The organism is Pseudomonas sp. p1(2021b), from assembly GCF_020151015.1.
Lineage (GTDB): Bacteria > Pseudomonadota > Gammaproteobacteria > Pseudomonadales > Pseudomonadaceae > Aquipseudomonas > Aquipseudomonas putida_K.
Window position 1 is genome coordinate 4,160,843 of record NZ_CP083746.1, and the last position, 16,481, is coordinate 4,177,323.

Genomic DNA, 16,481 nt, shown 5'->3' on the forward strand with positions numbered 1-16,481 from the left:
CACTATTTTGACGCCAACTATCCTTCTGCCTGTTGCATTGGCAATCTCGCCTGCATAAGTATCCGCAAGTCGGCTCACGAGGCCACCTCAATCGAAAAAGAACAATGAGGTCACCATGCTAAAACACGCAGTCATTCCGTTTCTGGTCGGCGCAGGCTTGCTCGCCGGCGCACCTTCCGCACTCGCAGCCACCAACCTGGTGTTCTGCTCCGAAGGCAGCCCTGCCGGCTTCGACCCCGGCCAATACACCACCGGAACCGACTTCGATGCCTCGGCTGAGACCGTCTTCAACCGCCTGACCCAGTTCGAACGCGGCGGTACCGCCGTCATCCCGGGCCTGGCCACCAAATGGGACGTTTCCGAGGATGGCAAGACCTACACCTTCCACCTACGGGAAGGGGTCAAGTTCCACAGCACCGACTTCTTCAAGCCGACCCGCGAATTCAACGCCGACGACGTGCTGTTCACCTTCAACCGCATGCTCGACAAGAACCACCCCTTCCGTAAGGCCTACCCCACCGAATTCCCCTACTTCACCGACATGGGCATGGACAAGAACATCGCCAAGGTGGAGAAAATCGACGATCACACCGTCAAGTTCAGCCTCAACCAGGTCGACGCCGCGTTCATCCAGAACCTGGCCATGAGCTTCGCCTCGATCCAGTCCGCCGAATACGCCGATCAGTTGCTCAAGCAGGGCAAGGCCGCCGACATTAACCAGAAGCCGATCGGCACCGGCCCGTTCGTGTTCAGCAAGTACCAGAAAGACGCCCAGATCCGCTTCAAGGGCAACAAGGACTACTGGAACCCCGACGACGTGAAGATCGACAACCTGATCTTCGCCATCAGCACCGACGCCTCGGTGCGCATGCAAAAGCTCAAGAAGAACGAGTGCCAGGTCACCCTCTTCCCACGCCCGGCGGACATCGAGCCGCTGAAGAAGGACCCGAAGCTGCAGATGCCTGAACAGGCCGGCTTCAACCTCGGCTACATCGCCTACAACGTGATGGACAAGGTCAAGGGCAGCAACGAGCCCAACCCCCTGGCCCAGCTGAAGGTGCGCCAGGCCCTGGACATGGCGGTGAACAAGCAGCAGATCATCGAGTCGGTGTACCAGGGCGCAGGCCAGCTGGCGGTCAATGCCATGCCACCGACCCAGTGGTCCTACGACACCACCATCAAGGACGCCCAGTACGACCCGGAAAAGGCCAAGCAGCTGCTCAAGGAAGCCGGCATCAAGGAAGGCACCGAGATCACTCTGTGGGCCATGCCGGTGCAGCGCCCCTACAACCCCAACGCCAAGCTGATGGCCGAAATGCTCCAGTCCGACTGGGCCAAGGTCGGCATCAAGGCCAAGATCGTCAGCTACGAGTGGGGTGAGTACATCAAGCGCTCCAAAGGTGGCGAGCAAGGCGCCATGCTGATCGGCTGGAGCGGTGACAACGGCGACCCGGACAACTGGCTGGGCACCCTCTATGGCTGCGATGCCATGGACGGCAACAACTTCTCCAAATGGTGCTACAAGCCCTACGACGACCTGATCAAGCAAGCCAAGGCCACCCCCGACCAGGCCAAGCGCACCGAGCTGTACAAGCAGGCACAGCACATCCTCAAGGAACAAGTGCCGATCACGCCTATCGCGCACTCCACCGTGTACCAGCCGATGAGCGCCAAGGTGAAGGACTTCAAGATCAGCCCCTTCGGCCTGAACTCATTCTACGGCGTGAGCGTGGAGAAATAGCGCCAGCTCCTGCGCCGCAGGCCTGACGGCCTGCGGCGATACCCAGCGCCACGAACGCAATCTGCAACCCGCGCCCTCCTGATGCCACCCGCATCGGGACAGGACCCCTGTTGCCGCGATTCAACCCATTGCGGCGAAAACAGACGGAAAAAGGACTCGCCATGCGCCACGCCACACTCCTCAGCACCCTGCTCGGCCTCGGCCTGATGACCCAAGCCCCTGCCCTGCTCGCCAAGAACCTGGTGTTCTGCTCCGAAGGCAGCCCCGCCGGCTTCGACACCGCCCAGTACACCAGCGCCACCGACAACGATGCCGCCGAACCGATCTACAACCGCCTGGTCGAGTTCGAACGCGGCGGCACCGCTGTCCAGCCCGCCCTGGCGACCCGCTGGGAGGTCTCCGAAGACGGCCTGCGCTACACCTTCCACCTGCGCGAAGGGGTGAAGTTCCACGGCAACAAGACCTTCACCCCAAGCCGCGACTTCAACGCCGATGATGTGTTGTTCACCTTCAACCGCATGCTCGACAAGCACCACCCGTTCCGCACGGCCTACCCGACCGAGTTTCCCTACTTCATCAGCATGGGCCTGGACAAGAACATCGCCAAGGTCGAGAAGACCGACCCGCTGACTGTGGTATTCACCCTCAACAGCGTCGATGCCGCGTTCATCCAGAACCTGGCCATGAGCTTCGCCTCCATCCTTTCCGCCGAATACGCCGACCACCTGCTGGCCCAGGGCCGCCCCAGCGACATCAACCAGAAGCCGATCGGCACCGGCCCGTTCGTGTTCCAGCGCTACCAGAAGGACTCGCAGATCCGCTACAAGGGCAACAAGGACTACTGGGCGCCGGAGGACGTGAAGCTCGACAACCTGGTGTTCTCCATCAACATCGACCCGTCGGTGCGCATCCAGAAGCTGCGCCGCAACGAATGCCAGGTCACCCTGCATCCGCGCCCGGCGGACCTGCCGTCGGTCAAGGCCGACGACAAGCTGCAGGTGTTGCAAAAGCCTGGTTTCAACCTCGGCTACATCGCCTACAACACCCAGCATCCGCCCTTCGACCGGCTTGAGGTGCGCCAGGCCATGGACATGGCGGTGAACAAGCAGGCGATCATCCAGGCGGTGTACCAGGAGGCCGGCCAAACGGCAGTCAATGCCATGCCGCCGACCCAATGGTCCTACGACACCAGCATCAAGGACGCCAAGTACGACCCGGAAAAAGCCAAGCAGCTGCTCAAGCAGGCCGGGGTCCAGGAAGGCACCGAGCTCACCCTGTGGGCCATGCCCGTGCAGCGCCCCTACAACCCCAATGCCAAGCTGATGGCCGAAATGCTCCAGGCCGACTGGAGCAAGCTCGGCTTCAAGGTGCGCATCGTCAGCTACGAATGGGGCGAATACCTCAAGCGCATGAAGAACGGCGAGCACGACATCGCCCTGATCGGCTGGACCGGCGACAACGGTGACCCGGACAACTGGCTGGGCACCCTGTACAGCTGCGATGCCATTGGCAGCAACAACTATTCCTTCTGGTGCGACCCGCAGTACGACACGCTGGTCAAGAAAGCCAAGCAGGTCACCGACCGCGAGCAGCGCACCCAGCTCTACCAGCAAGCCCAGCAACGTCTCAAGCAACAGGTACCGATCACTCCGGTGGCCCACTCCACGGTCAACCAGCCGATCAGCGCCAAGGTCAACGACTTCAAGGTCAGCCCCTTCGGGCGCAATGACTTTTCCGGTGTGAGTGTCGACTGACCGGACCGCGACCCGCGAACCGGCCGAACCCATCAAAGCGTCGGCCTGGCGAGGGCTTCGCCCTCGATCGCGGGGCAAGCCCGCTCCTACACGGTCTGCGCCAGCAGCCTGTTCTACCGGTTCCCCGAATTTGCCCGGCGATCCCGCGGCGAACCTGGCAGTACCGCTGTACCGCAACATGCCCGGCCCACAAGGCACGGGAATAACTAGAAAACAGAAAGGGAGCTTCACCTTGAGACGTACAACCATCACCGCACTGGCCCTGGCCATAAGCGCAGTTTCCACCGCGGCACAGGCCGACCCCGTCAGCCAGGATTTCGTGCCCATCACCCTGAAGACCAGCAGTGAACAGGCCGAGGCCAGCGGCTTTCTCGAAGGCCAGAGCCTGACCGGCAGCACGCGCAACTGGTACGCCCGGGAACGCGCCACCCGCGCGCCGCTGTTCAAGTACTACAAGAGCGACGGCACCCGCCACGCCACCCACAGCCGCGACAACTGGGTACAGGGCACCATCCTCAACTACAGCTCGGGCTTCACCCAGGGCACCGTGGGCTTCGCCGTGGAAGCCGCCGGCTACAACGCCATCGCCCTGGAACGTGGCCGCGCTGCCGTGGCCGGGCCGAACAACCGTACGCTCACCCACAGCGACGGCGACGTGATCGGCCAATGGAGCAAGATGGGCTTGGCCAACGTCAAAGCGCGGGTGTCCAACACCACCCTGACCGTCGGCCGCCAAACGGTCGATACCCCAATGATGGCCTACATCGGCAACCGTGCGCTGCCGTCGAGCTTCCAGGGTGCCTTCCTGCACAGCGCCGAATTCGACAACCTGTCGTTCGACCTGGGCACCTTCGACCGCGTCTCGCCGCGTACCGAACAGAGCCTGAGCAAGTTCCGCAGTGAGTACAGCGCCACTGGCGTCGAAACCGACCGTGCCAGCACCATCGGGGTCAACTACCAGCCGTTCAAGAGCCTGAACACCAGCCTCTACGCCACCAAGGTCGAGGATTTCTGGAACCAGTACTACTTCGGTGCCAACCATGTGCTGGGCGACAGCGCGGTGCTGAGCCTGACCACGGGCCTGAACTACTACAAGACCGTGGACGCCGGCAGCCGGAAGATGGGCCAGATCGACAACGACACCTACAGCCTGTCGTTCGGCCTCACCCACCAGGCCCACACGCTGTCCGCCTCCTGGCAGCAGGTCAACGGCAATGAGTACTTCGACTACCTGCACGAGACCAACGGCATCTACCTGGCCAACTCGCTGCTGTCGGACTTCAACGGCCCCAACGAGAAATCCCTGCAGATCTCCTATGTACTGAACATGGCGCCCTATGGCGTGCCGGGGCTCAAGTTCAACGTGTACAACGCGCGCGGCTGGGGTATCGACGGCACCCACTACCGAGGCACTGCGTATGACGTCAACGGCATGGACGGCGAGACCCATTATGAATGGGGCATCGGCACCAGCTACGCGGTGCAGAGCGGGCCGCTGAAAGACACCAGTATCCGCGCCACCTACACCGCGCACCGTGCCAGCAAGGCCCAGGCCGATGGCAGCCTGGACGAGCTGCGTATCGTCACCACCATTCCGTTCAACATTCTCTGAGCCGCCTGCCTCGGCCCGCCTTGCGCGGGCCGAGGCAGCTACGCTGGAACAATCTGCAGGGAGGTTCCATGAAATCGCTACCGCTACGTGCCGCCCTGGCGGCCGTCATTCTCGGTGCCGCGACTCACCTGGCGGCCAAGCCGCTGGTGGTGTGCACCGAGGCAGCCCCGGAAGGCTTCGACATCGTCCAATACACCACCGCGGTCACCGCCGATGCCGCGGCCGAGACGATCTTCAACCGCCTGGTCGACTTCAGGCCCGGCACCACCGACGTCCAGCCGGCCCTGGCCGAACGTTGGGACATCAGCCCGGACGGGCTGGTCTACACCTTCCACCTGCGCAAAGGCGTCAAGTTCCATACCACGCCCTACTTCACGCCGACCCGCGACTTCAACGCCGACGACGTGCTGTGGAGCCTCAACCGCCAGCTGGACCCGAAGCACCCCTGGCACGACAAGACCAGCGTCGGCTTCCCCTACTTCGAGAGCATGGCCTTCAAGGACCTGCTCAAGTCGGTGGAAAAAACCGACGACCACACCGTGGTGATCACCCTGACCCGCCCGGAAGCGCCCTTCCTGCGCGACATGGCCATGGCCTTCACTTCAATCTATTCGGCCGAATACGGCGACCAATTGCTCAAGGCCGGCAAGACCGGCGAGCTCAACAGCAAGCCGGTGGGCACCGGGCCGTACATCTTCCAGCGCTACAACAAGGATGCCCAGGTTCGCTACAAGCCCAACCCGGACTACTTCCGTGGCAAGCCACCAGCCGATGCCCTGATCTTCGCCATTGCCACAGACAGCAACGTGCGCCTGCAGAAACTGCGCGCCAACGAATGCCAGATCGCCCTGTACCCCAAGCCTGAAGACGTGCCCACGATCAAGGCCGACCCTAACCTCAAGGTCGCCGAGATCGAGGCGCTGGTCACCGGCTACATCTCGATGAACACCGAGCACACGTACCTGAGCGACGTGCGCGTGCGCAAGGCGATCAACATGGCCTTCGACCGCCAGACCCACGTCGACCAGCTGTTCGGCAAAGGCAACGCCCTGGTCGGAGTCAACCCCTACCCGCCGACCATGATCGGCTACAACACCCAGAACCAGAACCCACCCCGCGACCTGGACAAGGCCCGCGCCTTGCTCAAGGAAGCCGGCGTACCAGAGGGCACGGTCATCACCCTGTTCACCCGCAACGGCGGAGGCCCGACCAACCCCAACCCGCGCCTGTCGGCGGAAATGCTCCAGGCCGACCTGGCCAAGATCGGCCTCAAGCTCGACATCCGCGTGATGGAATGGGCCGAGATGCTGCGTCGTGCCAAGAAGGGCGAGGCCGACCTGGTCTCCACCGGCTGGGCGGGCGACAACGGCGACCCGGACAACTTCCTCAGCCCTCTGCTCAGCTGCGACGCGGTCAAGAGCGGCGAGAACTACGCCCGTTGGTGCAATCCCAAATTCCAGGAGCTGATCACCCGTGCCCGCGAAGTGATCGACAACGCTGAGCGTGCCAAGCTCTATGCCGAGGCATTGAAGGTGTACGATGACGACCAACCCTGGATCAGCATGGCCCACCCGAAGATGTTCACGGCCATGCGCGAGAATGTGGAGGGCTACGTGATCAACCCTCTGACCAACAACAACTTCGCCACCACCAAGGTGAAGTAGAACAACAACGACCGCCGGCGCCCCACGAGGGACCCGGCGGCACCGCCTGACCGGCCGATGAGGTACACCCGACGATGTTGAGTTTTATTGCCCGGCGCCTGGGCCTGCTGATTCCGACCTTCTTCGGCATCACCTTGCTGACCTTCGCGCTCATACGCCTGATCCCCGGCGACCCGGTGGAAGTGATGATGGGCGAACGCAGGGTCGATCCCGAGATGCACGCCCAGGCCATGGAGCGCCTGGGCCTGAACAAACCACTGCCGGTCCAGTACCTGGACTACATCGGCAAGCTCGCCCAGGGTGACCTGGGCGAGTCGTTGCGCACCCGCGAGAGCGTGTGGAACGAATTCCTCACCCTGTTCCCCGCCACCCTGGAATTGGCCTTCGCCGCCCTGCTGTTCGCCGGCATCGTCGGCCTGCTGGCCGGGGTGATCGCCGCGCTCAAGCGAGGTTCGCTGTTCGACCATGGGGTCATGGGCATCTCCCTGGCCGGCTATTCCATGCCGATCTTCTGGTGGGGTCTGATCCTGATCATGTTCTTCTCCGTGAGCCTGAGCTGGACGCCGGTCTCCGGGCGCATCGACCTGCTCTACGACATCGAGCCGAAGACCGGCTTCATGCTCATCGACACCCTGCTCAGCGAAGAAGAAGGCGCATTCAAGGATGCGGTCATGCACCTGATCCTGCCGGCCATCGTGCTGGGTACCATCCCGCTGGCGGTGATCGCCCGCATGACCCGCTCCTCGATGCTCGAGGTGCTGCGCGAGGACTACATCCGTACCGCCCGGGCCAAGGGCCTGTCGCCTTCGCGCGTGGTGTTCATCCATGGCCTGCGCAATGCACTGATCCCGGTGCTGACCGTGTTCGGCCTGCAGGTCGGCACCCTGCTCGCCGGCGCCGTGCTCACCGAAACCATCTTCTCTTGGCCGGGCATCGGCAAATGGCTGATCGAAGCCATCGGTGCCCGTGACTACCCCGTGGTCCAGAACGGCATCCTGTTGATCGCCTGCCTGGTGATCCTGGTCAACTTCGTCGTGGACATCCTCTACGGCCTGGCCAATCCACGCATCCGTCATCAGCGCTGAGGCCCAAGCCATGACTAGCTCGATTCCAAAATCCGTCACCCCGGCCAACCCAGTGGACCAGAGCCTGCTCTACCCCTCTCCGTACAAGGAGTTCTGGCAGGCCTTCTCGCGCAACAAAGGCGCGGTCGCAGGCCTGGCCTTCATGTGCCTGGTCGTGTTCTGCGCCGTGTTCGCCCCATGGGTCGCCCCGCACAACCCGAGCGAGCAGTACCGCGACTTCCTGCTGACCCCGCCGGTCTGGCTCGAAGGCGGCACCTGGCAATTCATCCTCGGCACCGACGAGCTCGGGCGCGACCTGCTCTCACGGCTGATCCAGGGGGCGCGGCTGTCGCTGCTGATCGGCCTGTCGTCGGTGGTGATGTCGCTGATCCCCGGCATCCTGCTGGGCCTGCTGGCCGGGTTCTTCCCGCAGATTCTCGGCCCGTCGATCATGCGCCTGATGGACGTGATGCTGGCCCTGCCTTCGCTGCTGCTGGCCGTCGCCATCGTCGCCATCCTCGGCCCTGGCCTGATCAACACCGTGATCGCCATTGCCATCGTCTCGCTGCCGTCCTACGTGCGCCTGACCCGCGCCGCGGTGATGGGCGAGCTGAACCGCGACTACGTCACCGCCGCGCGCCTGGCCGGCGCCGGCCTGCCACGCCTGATGTTCGTCACCGTGCTGCCCAACTGCATGGCGCCGCTGATCGTCCAGGCCACCCTGAGCTTCTCCTCGGCGATCCTCGACGCCGCCGCCCTGGGCTTCCTGGGCCTTGGCGTCCAGCCGCCCACCCCTGAGTGGGGCACCATGCTGGCCTCGGCCCGCGACTACATCGAACGCGCCTGGTGGGTGGTCAGCCTGCCGGGCCTGACCATCCTGCTCAGCGTGCTGGCGATCAACCTGATGGGCGACGGGCTGCGTGATGCGCTGGACCCGAAACTCAAGAACGCCGCCTGAGGAGAACGCCATGTCACTGTTGCAGATCAACAACCTGAACGTGCGCTTCGGCGACGCCAACGCCGTGCCCGTGGTGGACGGCCTGGACCTTACCGTGGAGGCTGGCGAGATTCTCGCCATCGTCGGCGAGTCCGGCTCCGGCAAGTCGGTCACCATGATGGCCCTGATGGGCCTGATCGACGCCCCCGGGCGCATCACCGCCGACGTGCTCAACTTCGACGGTACCGATATGCTCAAGCTCAGCGGCCGGCAACGTCGCAAAGTGGTGGGCAAGGATATCGCCATGGTCTTCCAGGACCCGATGACCGCCCTGAACCCCAGCTACACCGTGGGCTACCAGATCGAAGAAGTGCTGCGCCAGCACCTCGGGCTCAAGGGCAAGGCTGCCCGCCAGCGTGCACTGGAGCTGCTCAAGAAGGTCGAGATCCCGGCCGCCGAAAGCCGCCTGGACGCCTACCCCCACCAGCTCTCCGGCGGCATGAGCCAGCGCGTGGCGATCGCCATGGCCATCGCCGGCGAACCCAAGCTGCTGATCGCCGACGAGCCGACCACCGCCCTGGACGTGACCATCCAGGCGCAGATCATGGAGCTGCTGGTGAACCTGCAGAAGGAGCGCAACATGGCGCTCATTCTCATCACCCACGACCTGGCCGTGGTCGCCGAGACGGCCAGACGGGTCTGCGTGATGTACGCAGGGCAGGCGGTGGAAGTGGGCCAGGTACCGGAACTGTTCGACATCCCCGCCCACCCCTACAGCGAGGCCTTGCTGGCGGCCATCCCCGAGCACAGCATCGGCGCCGAACGCCTGGCCACCCTGCCCGGTATCGTCCCCGGTCGCTACGACCGGCCCAAAGGCTGCCTGCTGTCACCGCGCTGCCCCTACGTGCAGGAAAACTGCCGCCAGCAGCGTCCGCCCCTCGATCCCCAGGCGCACAGCCTGGTGCGTTGCTTCTATCCGCTGAACCAGGAGGTGGCGTGATGACCGTCGTCCTATCCGCCCGTGAACTGACTCGTCACTACGAAGTTTCCCGCGGCCTGTTCAAGGGCCATGCGCTGGTGCGCGCACTCAATGGCGTGTCGTTCGAGCTGGAGGCCGGCAAGACGCTGGCCGTGGTCGGCGAGTCCGGCTGTGGCAAGTCGACCCTGGCCCGCGCGCTCACCCTGATCGAGGAGCCGTCCTCCGGCTCCCTGCAGATCGCGGGCACCGAAGTGAAGGGGGCCAGCAAGGCCGAGCGCAAGCAGCTGCGCCGCGACGTGCAGATGGTCTTCCAGAGCCCCTATGCCTCGCTCAACCCGCGCCAGAAGATCGGCGACCAGCTGGCCGAGCCACTGCTGATCAACACCGCCCTGGGCAAGGCTGAGCGCCGAGAGAAGGTGCAGAAGATGATGGAGCAGGTCGGCCTGCGTCCCGAGCACTACCAGCGCTACCCGCACATGTTTTCCGGCGGCCAGCGCCAGCGCATCGCCCTGGCCCGGGCGATGATGCTGCAGCCGAAAGTGCTGGTCGCCGACGAGCCGACCTCGGCCCTGGACGTGTCGATCCAGGCCCAGGTGCTGAACCTGTTCATGGACCTGCAGAAGGAGTTCAACACCGCCTACGTGTTCATCTCCCACAACCTCGCGGTGGTGCGCCACGTGGCCGACCAGGTGTTGGTGATGTACCTGGGCCGCCCCGCGGAGATGGGCCCGAAGGAGGATATCTACGACAAGCCCCTACACCCGTACACCCAGGCCTTGCTGTCGGCGACCCCGGCCATCCACCCGGACCCGCTCAAGCCGAAGATCCGCATCGCCGGTGAACTGCCCAACCCGCTCAACCCACCGGATGGCTGCGCCTTCCACAAACGCTGCCCCTATGCCACCGAGCGCTGTGCCAAGGAAGTGCCGGCGCTGCGCCAGGTGGGGACACGGCAGGTGGCGTGCCATTATGCCGAGCAGTTCCTCTAACCCCTGGATAGCTGGGGCTGCTTTGCAGCCCTTTCGCGGCGCAAGGCCGCTCCTACACCCGCGATAGCGCCAGCTCCGGCAGCGCCTGCCCTGGCCTTGTCACCCATGCCCGGCCAGGGCACTATCGCGTCATGAGCCTCCCCGACACCCCCGAGCACACCCCGCTCACCGCCGACACCGTGCTGCGCTACCACTTGTGCTGGAAGCACCGCGACCTCGACGGCGTCATGGCGCTCTACCACCCGGACATCCAGTACCACGACTTCTTCCAGAACCGCGTGCTCGGCTTCGATGAGCTGCGTGACTATGTCCGCGCCTCGCTGCCCCATCAGGCGGGCGAGGACATTGTCCACAGCGACCGTATCCGCGTGGACGGCTGCACCGCGTTCATCCAGTACCAGGTGACGGTCCAGGGCGGCGACGGGCTGGTGGCGTTCCAGTCCAGCGAGGCGATCACCGTCAAGGATGGCTTGATCTGGCGCATCAACGAGTACGCCACCCTGGTACGCCGCGACGCCAAGGGCACCGACCGCGCCAGCCCACGGCCGGCCACCAGCCGCCTGGGCCTGTCGCCCCGCCAGCTATCCACCATGGCCCAGGACCTTGAACACTACTTCCAGCGCCAGCGCCCCTACCTCGACCCGGAACTGGACCTGCAGCAGGTCGCCGAGGCCAGCGGCTACAGCCGCAACCAGATCTCCTACCTGCTCAACCAGGTGCTGGGGCAAAGCTTCTACCGCTACGTCAACCAGGCGCGCCTGCAGCACCTGCTGGCCAGCCTGGACGACAGCTGTACACACATGTCGGTCGATGACCTGGCCTTCGCCGCCGGCTTCAACTCGCTCTCGGCCTTCTACAAGTGCTTTCGCGAACACACAGGGCTGTCGCCCAAGGCCTATGTGAAGCAAATTTCCCTGCGTGCACGCACGTAGGACAGCCATCGCCCCGTCCCACTAGGATCGCCACAGACCTTTACGGATGTGGAGCCGCAGTACCATGCAACCCTGGCGCACGATCAGCCTCTGGATGGACCAGCTCGACGAGCCCCTTTGCAGCCGCCCGGCCCTGGGCCAGGACCTGACGGTGGACGTTTGCATCATCGGTGCCGGCTACACCGGGCTGTGGACGGCCTACTACCTCAAGCGCCAGGCGCCGCACCTGAGCATCGCGGTGATCGACGCCCATACCGCAGGCTTCGGCGCCTCCGGGCGCAACGGCGGCTGGTTGATGGGCAACCTGCTGGGCGAGGACCGGATGCTCGCCAGCCTTTCGCCGCAACAACGCCGCGCCAGCATCGAGCTGCTGCACGGTATTCCCGATGAAGTCCACGGCATCCTGCAACGCGAAGGCATCGACTGCGACTATCGCAAAGGCGGCGTACTCTATTGCGCGGCCCGCTACCCCGAACAGGAGCGCAGCCTGCGCGCCTACCTGGACGACCTCTACCGCCAAGGCATGACCGAGGACGACTACCGCTGGCTGGGCCCAGAACAACTCGACGGCCAGCTGCGGGTGAGCAACGCCTATGGCGCGATCTACAGCCCACACACCGCGACCATCCAGCCAGCCAAGCTCGTCCGAGGCCTGGCCCGTACGGTGCAGAACCTCGACGTTGCTCTCTACGAGAACACCCCCGCCATCGACTGGCGCCCCGGCGAGGTACGCACACCACAGGCCACGATCCGCAGCCATTGGGTGGTGCCGGCGGTGGAAGGCTACGCCGCCAGCCTGCCCCCACTGGGCCGCCACCAGCTACCGGTACAAAGCCTGCTGGTGGCGACCGAACCGTTGCCGCAATCGACCTGGGCCCGGATCGGCCTGGCCCAGGGCCAAGCGTTCAGCGAAAGCAGCCGCCAGGTCACCTATGGCCAGCGCACCGCCGACGACCGCCTGGTGTTCGGTGCCCGTGGCGGCTACCGCTTCGGCGGGCGACTGCGGGAAGACTTCAGCCTCACCGATGCCGAGATCGCCCTGCGCCGCTACCTGTTCAGCGAGCTGTTCCCACAGCTCAAGGACGTGCGCATCACCCACTCATGGGGCGGCAACCTGGGCATGGCTCGACGCTTCCACCCGCACATGCTGTGCGACCGCCAGCGTGGCATCGCCCTGGCCGGCGGCTACGGCGGCGAAGGCGTCGGTGCCACCAACCTGGGCGGGCGTACCCTCGCGGCGTTGATCCTCGACCAGCACAACGCCCTCACCGCACAGCCCTGGGTGTACGACAACCGCCCGCTGTCGAGCCTGGCGACCTGGCCCCCCGAACCCTGCCGCTGGCTGGGCTACAACGCGATCATCCAAAGCTTCGTGCACGAAGACCAGACCCTCGCCAACCCCGGCAGCGCCCCCTGGAGACGGCGCCTGGCCATCGCCCTTGCCGACTTCATGGAAGGTTTCATGCGCTGATTTCCCAAAACCGCCACACAGGATCCACGGTATGAGCATCACCCAGTTCAAACACACCGCCAGCGTCCCCCTGGCACACAGCAACCCTGTCGCCGCCCCGCTCGGTGAACCGGTCGCGGTCACCTCGGTCACCTGGGTCGAACGCAGCGATGGGGTCGAGACCGGCATCTGGGAGTGCACGCCAGGTCGCTGGCGTCGGCAGATCGTGCAGCAGGAGTTCTGCCACTTCGTCAAAGGCCGCTGCACCTTCACCCCCGATGGGGGCGAGCCTTTGCACATCGAAGCTGGCGACGCCCTGATGCTACCGGCCAACAGCACCGGCACCTGGGATATCCAGGAGACGGTGCGCAAGACCTACGTGCTGATTTTCTGATTCACCACTCGCCTGCCGCCCTTCGATAACAACAAACCAAGCAAGGTATACCGGACATGCGCACGCTTCTTCTCGCCCCCCTGATGCTCGCCGCCTGCGCGGCCAATGCCACCGACTCGGTGAAGATCTACAACTGGTCCAGCTACATCGCCCCCGATACCCTCAAGCAGTTCCAGCACGCCACCGGCATCGTCCCCACCTACGATGTGTTCGACAGCAACGAAACCCTCGACGGCAAGTTGATGACCGGTAATTCCGGCTACGACGTGGTGTTTCCCTCCAACCATTTCATGGCCCGGCAGATCCAGGGCAAGGCGCTGAAGAAGCTCGACAGAAGCCAGCTGCCCAACTGGCACAACCTCAACCCGGTGTTGCTCAAGGCCCTGGAAGTGAACGACCCGGGCAACCAGTACGGCTTCCCGTACCTGTGGGGCAGCACCGGCATCGGCTACAACATCGACAAGGTCAAGGCCGTGCTTGGCGACCACGCGCCGATCGACTCCTGGGACCTGATCTTCAAGCCCGAATACATTGCCAAGCTCAAAAGCTGCGGCGTCGCCGTGCTCGACAACGGCCCCGAACTGCTGCCGATCGCACTGCACTACCTGGGCCTGCCGCACCACAGCCGCAACCCGGCCGACTACGACAAGGCCAAGGCGCTGTTGATGCAGGTACGCCCCTACATCAGCTACTTCCATTCGTCCAAGTACACAGGCGACCTGGCCAATGGCGATGTGTGCGTGGTGGTGGGGTTCTCGGGGGATGTGCTGCAGGCGAAGAACCGTGCCGAAGAGGCACAGAACGGGGTGAAAGTGGGTTATTCGATACCCAAGGAAGGTGCACCGCTGTGGTTCGACATGGTGGCCATGCCAGCCGATGCCCCGGACGAGAAAGCCGGCTATGCCTACATGAACTACCTACTGCAACCAGAGGTGATGGCCGCGATCAGCGACCATGTGCAGTACGCCAACGGCAACCTCAAGGCTGACGCCTTGGTGGCCCCGCAGCTCAAGGCCAATGAAATGATCTACCCCAGTGACGAGGTGCTGGGCAAGCTCTATGCCCTGGAGGCGATGCCGGCGAAGATCGACCGGATCAGGACGCGGATCTGGACCAGTATCAAAGCGGGGAATTGAATCAGAAGGGGCCGCTTTGCGGCCCATTCGCGGCACAAGGCCGCTCCTACAAGGGCATGCGATCTCCTGTAGGAGCGGCCTTGTGCCGCGAATGGAGGGCAATGCCCTCCCCTGCAATCAATGATGCTCGCGGGTAGCGCGGAAGGTCACATCCGGCCAGCGCTCTTCCATCAGCGACAGGTTGACCCGGGTCGGGGCCAGGTAGGTCAGGTGACCGCCACCGTCGATGGCCAGGTTCTCCATGGCCTTGTTCTGGAATTCCTCGAGCTTCTTCTTGTCATCGCAGCTGATCCAGCGTGCCGACCACACGGTGATCGGCTCGTAGGCGCACTCGACCTTGTACTCTTCCTTCAGGCGGCTGGCGACCACGTCGAACTGCAGCACACCGACCGCACCGAGGATGATGTCGTTGCTGCGCTCGGGGAAGAACACCTGGGTCGCGCCTTCTTCGGCCAACTGTTGCAGGCCCTGGCGCAGCTGCTTGGACTTGAGCGGGTCCTTCAGGCGCACGCGGCGGAACAGCTCCGGGGCGAAGTGCGGGATACCGGTGAAGCCCAGCGCCTCGCCTTCGGTGAAGGTGTCACCGATCTGGATGGTGCCGTGGTTGTGCAGTCCGATGATATCGCCGGCATAGGCTTCCTCGAGCTGTTCACGCTCGGAGGAGAAGAAGGTCAGGGCGTCGCCGATGCGCAGGTCCTTGCCCAGGCGCACATGGCGCATCTTCATGCCCTTCTCGTACTTGCCCGAGCAGATGCGCATGAAGGCGATACGGTCGCGGTGCTTGGGGTCCATGTTCGCCTGGATCTTGAACACGAAGCCGGTGAATTTTTCTTCCACGGGCTCGACGGTCCGCTCGTGGGCGACACGGCCCAACGGGCGCGGCGCCCAGTCGACGACAGCATCGAGCACATGGTCGACACCGAAGTTGCCAAGCGCGGTACCGAAGAACACCGGGGTCAGCTGGCCGTTGATGAACTCTTCCTGGTTGAATTCATGGCAGGCGCCCTGCACCAGCTCCAGTTGCTCGACGAACGATTCGTACTGGTCGCCCAGGTGCGCGCGAGCTTCGTCGGAGTCGAGCTTCTGGATGATCTTGGCTTCGGTGCGCTCGTGGCCGTGGCCCGGGGTGTAGACCACGATGTAGTCGCCGGTCAGGTGGTACACGCCCTTGAAGTCGCGGTAGCAACCGATCGGCCAAGTGATCGGCGCGGCCTTGATCTTCAGCACCGCCTCGATCTCGTCGAGCAGTTCGATAGGGTCGCGGATGTCCCGGTCGAGTTTGTTGATGAAGCTGACGATAGGCGTGTCACGCAGGCGGCACACGTCCATCAGGGCGATGGTACGCGGCTCTACGCCCTTACCGCCGTCGAGCACCATCAGCGCCGAGTCCACCGCGGTCAGGGTGCGGTAGGTGTCTTCGGAGAAGTCCTCGTGGCCGGGGGTGTCGAGCAGGTTGATCATGTGCTCGCGATAGGGGAACTGCATCACCGAGGTGGTGATGGAGATGCCGCGCTGCTTCTCCATTTCCATCCAGTCGGAGGTGGCGTGGCGGTCGGACTTGCGCGACTTCACGGTACCGGCAACGGCAATCGCCTTGCCCATCAGCAAGAGCTTCTCAGTGATGGTCGTCTTACCGGCGTCGGGGTGGGAAATGATTGCGAAAGTGCGGCGCTTCGCGACTTCGGCGGCCTGGTTGGTCATGGGAAATCGCCTGACTGGGGATCAAAAAGGGGCAGTATCATACCTGAAGTCGAGCCGCCGGCCAAAATCCGGCGAATGAGCGGCAGCCCTGGACAGGCACTGCCGGCCCAATCTCGGGACAAGCCCCC

The 16,481-nt window shown here is 64.0% G+C and carries 13 protein-coding genes; 12 read left to right on the forward strand and 1 reads right to left on the reverse strand.

The annotated features are described in order from the left end of the window. Nucleotides 1-115 precede the first annotated feature (115 nt). The 12 genes from K8374_RS19380 (at nucleotide 116) to K8374_RS19435 (ending at nucleotide 14,652) form a co-directional block, all read left to right on the forward strand. Nucleotides 116-1,741 (forward strand): ABC transporter substrate-binding protein, encoded by a 1,626-nt coding sequence (locus K8374_RS19380; RefSeq protein WP_224456822.1) that lies wholly within the window; start codon nucleotides 116-118, stop codon nucleotides 1,739-1,741. A gap of 161 nt (nucleotides 1,742-1,902) precedes the next feature. Further along, on the forward strand, nucleotides 1,903-3,495 hold the full coding sequence (locus K8374_RS19385; RefSeq protein ID WP_224456823.1) for an ABC transporter substrate-binding protein: 1,593 nt from the start codon (nucleotides 1,903-1,905) through the stop codon (nucleotides 3,493-3,495). A 232-nt stretch (nucleotides 3,496-3,727) separates the two neighbouring features. Then, nucleotides 3,728-5,107, forward strand: a complete 1,380-nt coding sequence (locus K8374_RS19390) for an OprD family porin (RefSeq protein WP_224456824.1) — start codon at nucleotides 3,728-3,730, stop codon at nucleotides 5,105-5,107. A 68-nt stretch (nucleotides 5,108-5,175) separates the two neighbouring features. Continuing rightward, on the forward strand, nucleotides 5,176-6,771 hold the full coding sequence (locus tag K8374_RS19395; RefSeq protein WP_224456825.1) for an ABC transporter substrate-binding protein: 1,596 nt from the start codon (nucleotides 5,176-5,178) through the stop codon (nucleotides 6,769-6,771). 74 nt (nucleotides 6,772-6,845) lie between these two features. Continuing rightward, nucleotides 6,846-7,856: an ABC transporter permease subunit gene (locus K8374_RS19400; RefSeq protein ID WP_224456826.1), complete on the forward strand. Its 1,011-nt coding sequence runs from the start codon at nucleotides 6,846-6,848 to the stop codon at nucleotides 7,854-7,856. Nucleotides 7,857-7,866: 10 nt separating this feature from the next. Beyond that, nucleotides 7,867-8,793, forward strand: a complete 927-nt coding sequence (locus tag K8374_RS19405) for an ABC transporter permease subunit (RefSeq protein WP_224456827.1) — start codon at nucleotides 7,867-7,869, stop codon at nucleotides 8,791-8,793. A gap of 10 nt (nucleotides 8,794-8,803) precedes the next feature. Beyond that, the gene (locus K8374_RS19410) at nucleotides 8,804-9,772 is read left to right on the forward strand and encodes an ABC transporter ATP-binding protein (RefSeq protein ID WP_084854568.1); all 969 of its coding nucleotides are present in this window, start codon (nucleotides 8,804-8,806) and stop codon (nucleotides 9,770-9,772) included. After that, nucleotides 9,772-10,740 carry a peptide ABC transporter ATP-binding protein gene (locus tag K8374_RS19415; RefSeq protein WP_224456828.1) on the forward strand — a complete coding sequence of 323 codons (969 nt, stop codon included), beginning with the start codon at nucleotides 9,772-9,774 and terminating at the stop codon, nucleotides 10,738-10,740. The genes K8374_RS19410 and K8374_RS19415 overlap by 1 nt, the downstream gene beginning before the upstream one ends. Nucleotides 10,741-10,871: 131 nt before the next feature. Beyond that, nucleotides 10,872-11,672 (forward strand): AraC family transcriptional regulator, encoded by an 801-nt coding sequence (locus K8374_RS19420; RefSeq protein WP_224456829.1) that lies wholly within the window; start codon nucleotides 10,872-10,874, stop codon nucleotides 11,670-11,672. A 64-nt stretch (nucleotides 11,673-11,736) separates the two neighbouring features. Then, nucleotides 11,737-13,143: an NAD(P)/FAD-dependent oxidoreductase gene (locus tag K8374_RS19425; RefSeq protein ID WP_224456830.1), complete on the forward strand. Its 1,407-nt coding sequence runs from the start codon at nucleotides 11,737-11,739 to the stop codon at nucleotides 13,141-13,143. 31 nt (nucleotides 13,144-13,174) lie between these two features. Continuing rightward, on the forward strand, nucleotides 13,175-13,516 hold the full coding sequence (locus K8374_RS19430) for a cupin domain-containing protein (protein WP_224456831.1): 342 nt from the start codon (nucleotides 13,175-13,177) through the stop codon (nucleotides 13,514-13,516). A gap of 56 nt (nucleotides 13,517-13,572) precedes the next feature. Next, a complete protein-coding gene (locus tag K8374_RS19435; RefSeq protein ID WP_224456832.1) occupies nucleotides 13,573-14,652 on the forward strand; it encodes a polyamine ABC transporter substrate-binding protein in 1,080 nt (359 codons plus the stop codon). 117 nt (nucleotides 14,653-14,769) lie between these two features. Here K8374_RS19435 and K8374_RS19440 read toward each other — a convergent pair whose 3' ends face one another. Further along, nucleotides 14,770-16,353 carry a peptide chain release factor 3 gene (locus K8374_RS19440; RefSeq protein WP_084854574.1) on the reverse strand — a complete coding sequence of 528 codons (1,584 nt, stop codon included), beginning with the start codon at nucleotides 16,351-16,353 and terminating at the stop codon, nucleotides 14,770-14,772. Nucleotides 16,354-16,481: the final 128 nt, after the last annotated feature.

What these genes read in the sequence shown, in the direction of transcription:
- K8374_RS19380 (WP_224456822.1), top strand. Translation starts at nt 116, where the DNA reads ATGCTAAAACACGCAGTCATTCCGTTTCTGGTCGGCGCAGGCTTGCTC.
- K8374_RS19385 (WP_224456823.1), top strand. Translation starts at nt 1,903, where the DNA reads ATGCGCCACGCCACACTCCTCAGCACCCTGCTCGGCCTCGGCCTGATG.
- K8374_RS19395 (WP_224456825.1), top strand. Translation starts at nt 5,176, where the DNA reads ATGAAATCGCTACCGCTACGTGCCGCCCTGGCGGCCGTCATTCTCGGT.
- K8374_RS19400 (WP_224456826.1), top strand. Translation starts at nt 6,846, where the DNA reads ATGTTGAGTTTTATTGCCCGGCGCCTGGGCCTGCTGATTCCGACCTTC.
- K8374_RS19405 (WP_224456827.1), top strand. Translation starts at nt 7,867, where the DNA reads ATGACTAGCTCGATTCCAAAATCCGTCACCCCGGCCAACCCAGTGGAC.
- K8374_RS19410 (WP_084854568.1), top strand. Translation starts at nt 8,804, where the DNA reads ATGTCACTGTTGCAGATCAACAACCTGAACGTGCGCTTCGGCGACGCC.
- K8374_RS19415 (WP_224456828.1), top strand. Translation starts at nt 9,772, where the DNA reads ATGACCGTCGTCCTATCCGCCCGTGAACTGACTCGTCACTACGAAGTT.
- K8374_RS19420 (WP_224456829.1), top strand. Translation starts at nt 10,872, where the DNA reads ATGAGCCTCCCCGACACCCCCGAGCACACCCCGCTCACCGCCGACACC.
- K8374_RS19425 (WP_224456830.1), top strand. Translation starts at nt 11,737, where the DNA reads ATGCAACCCTGGCGCACGATCAGCCTCTGGATGGACCAGCTCGACGAG.
- K8374_RS19430 (WP_224456831.1), top strand. Translation starts at nt 13,175, where the DNA reads ATGAGCATCACCCAGTTCAAACACACCGCCAGCGTCCCCCTGGCACAC.
- K8374_RS19435 (WP_224456832.1), top strand. Translation starts at nt 13,573, where the DNA reads ATGCGCACGCTTCTTCTCGCCCCCCTGATGCTCGCCGCCTGCGCGGCC.
- K8374_RS19440 (WP_084854574.1), bottom strand. Translation starts at nt 16,353, where the DNA reads ATGACCAACCAGGCCGCCGAAGTCGCGAAGCGCCGCACTTTCGCAATC.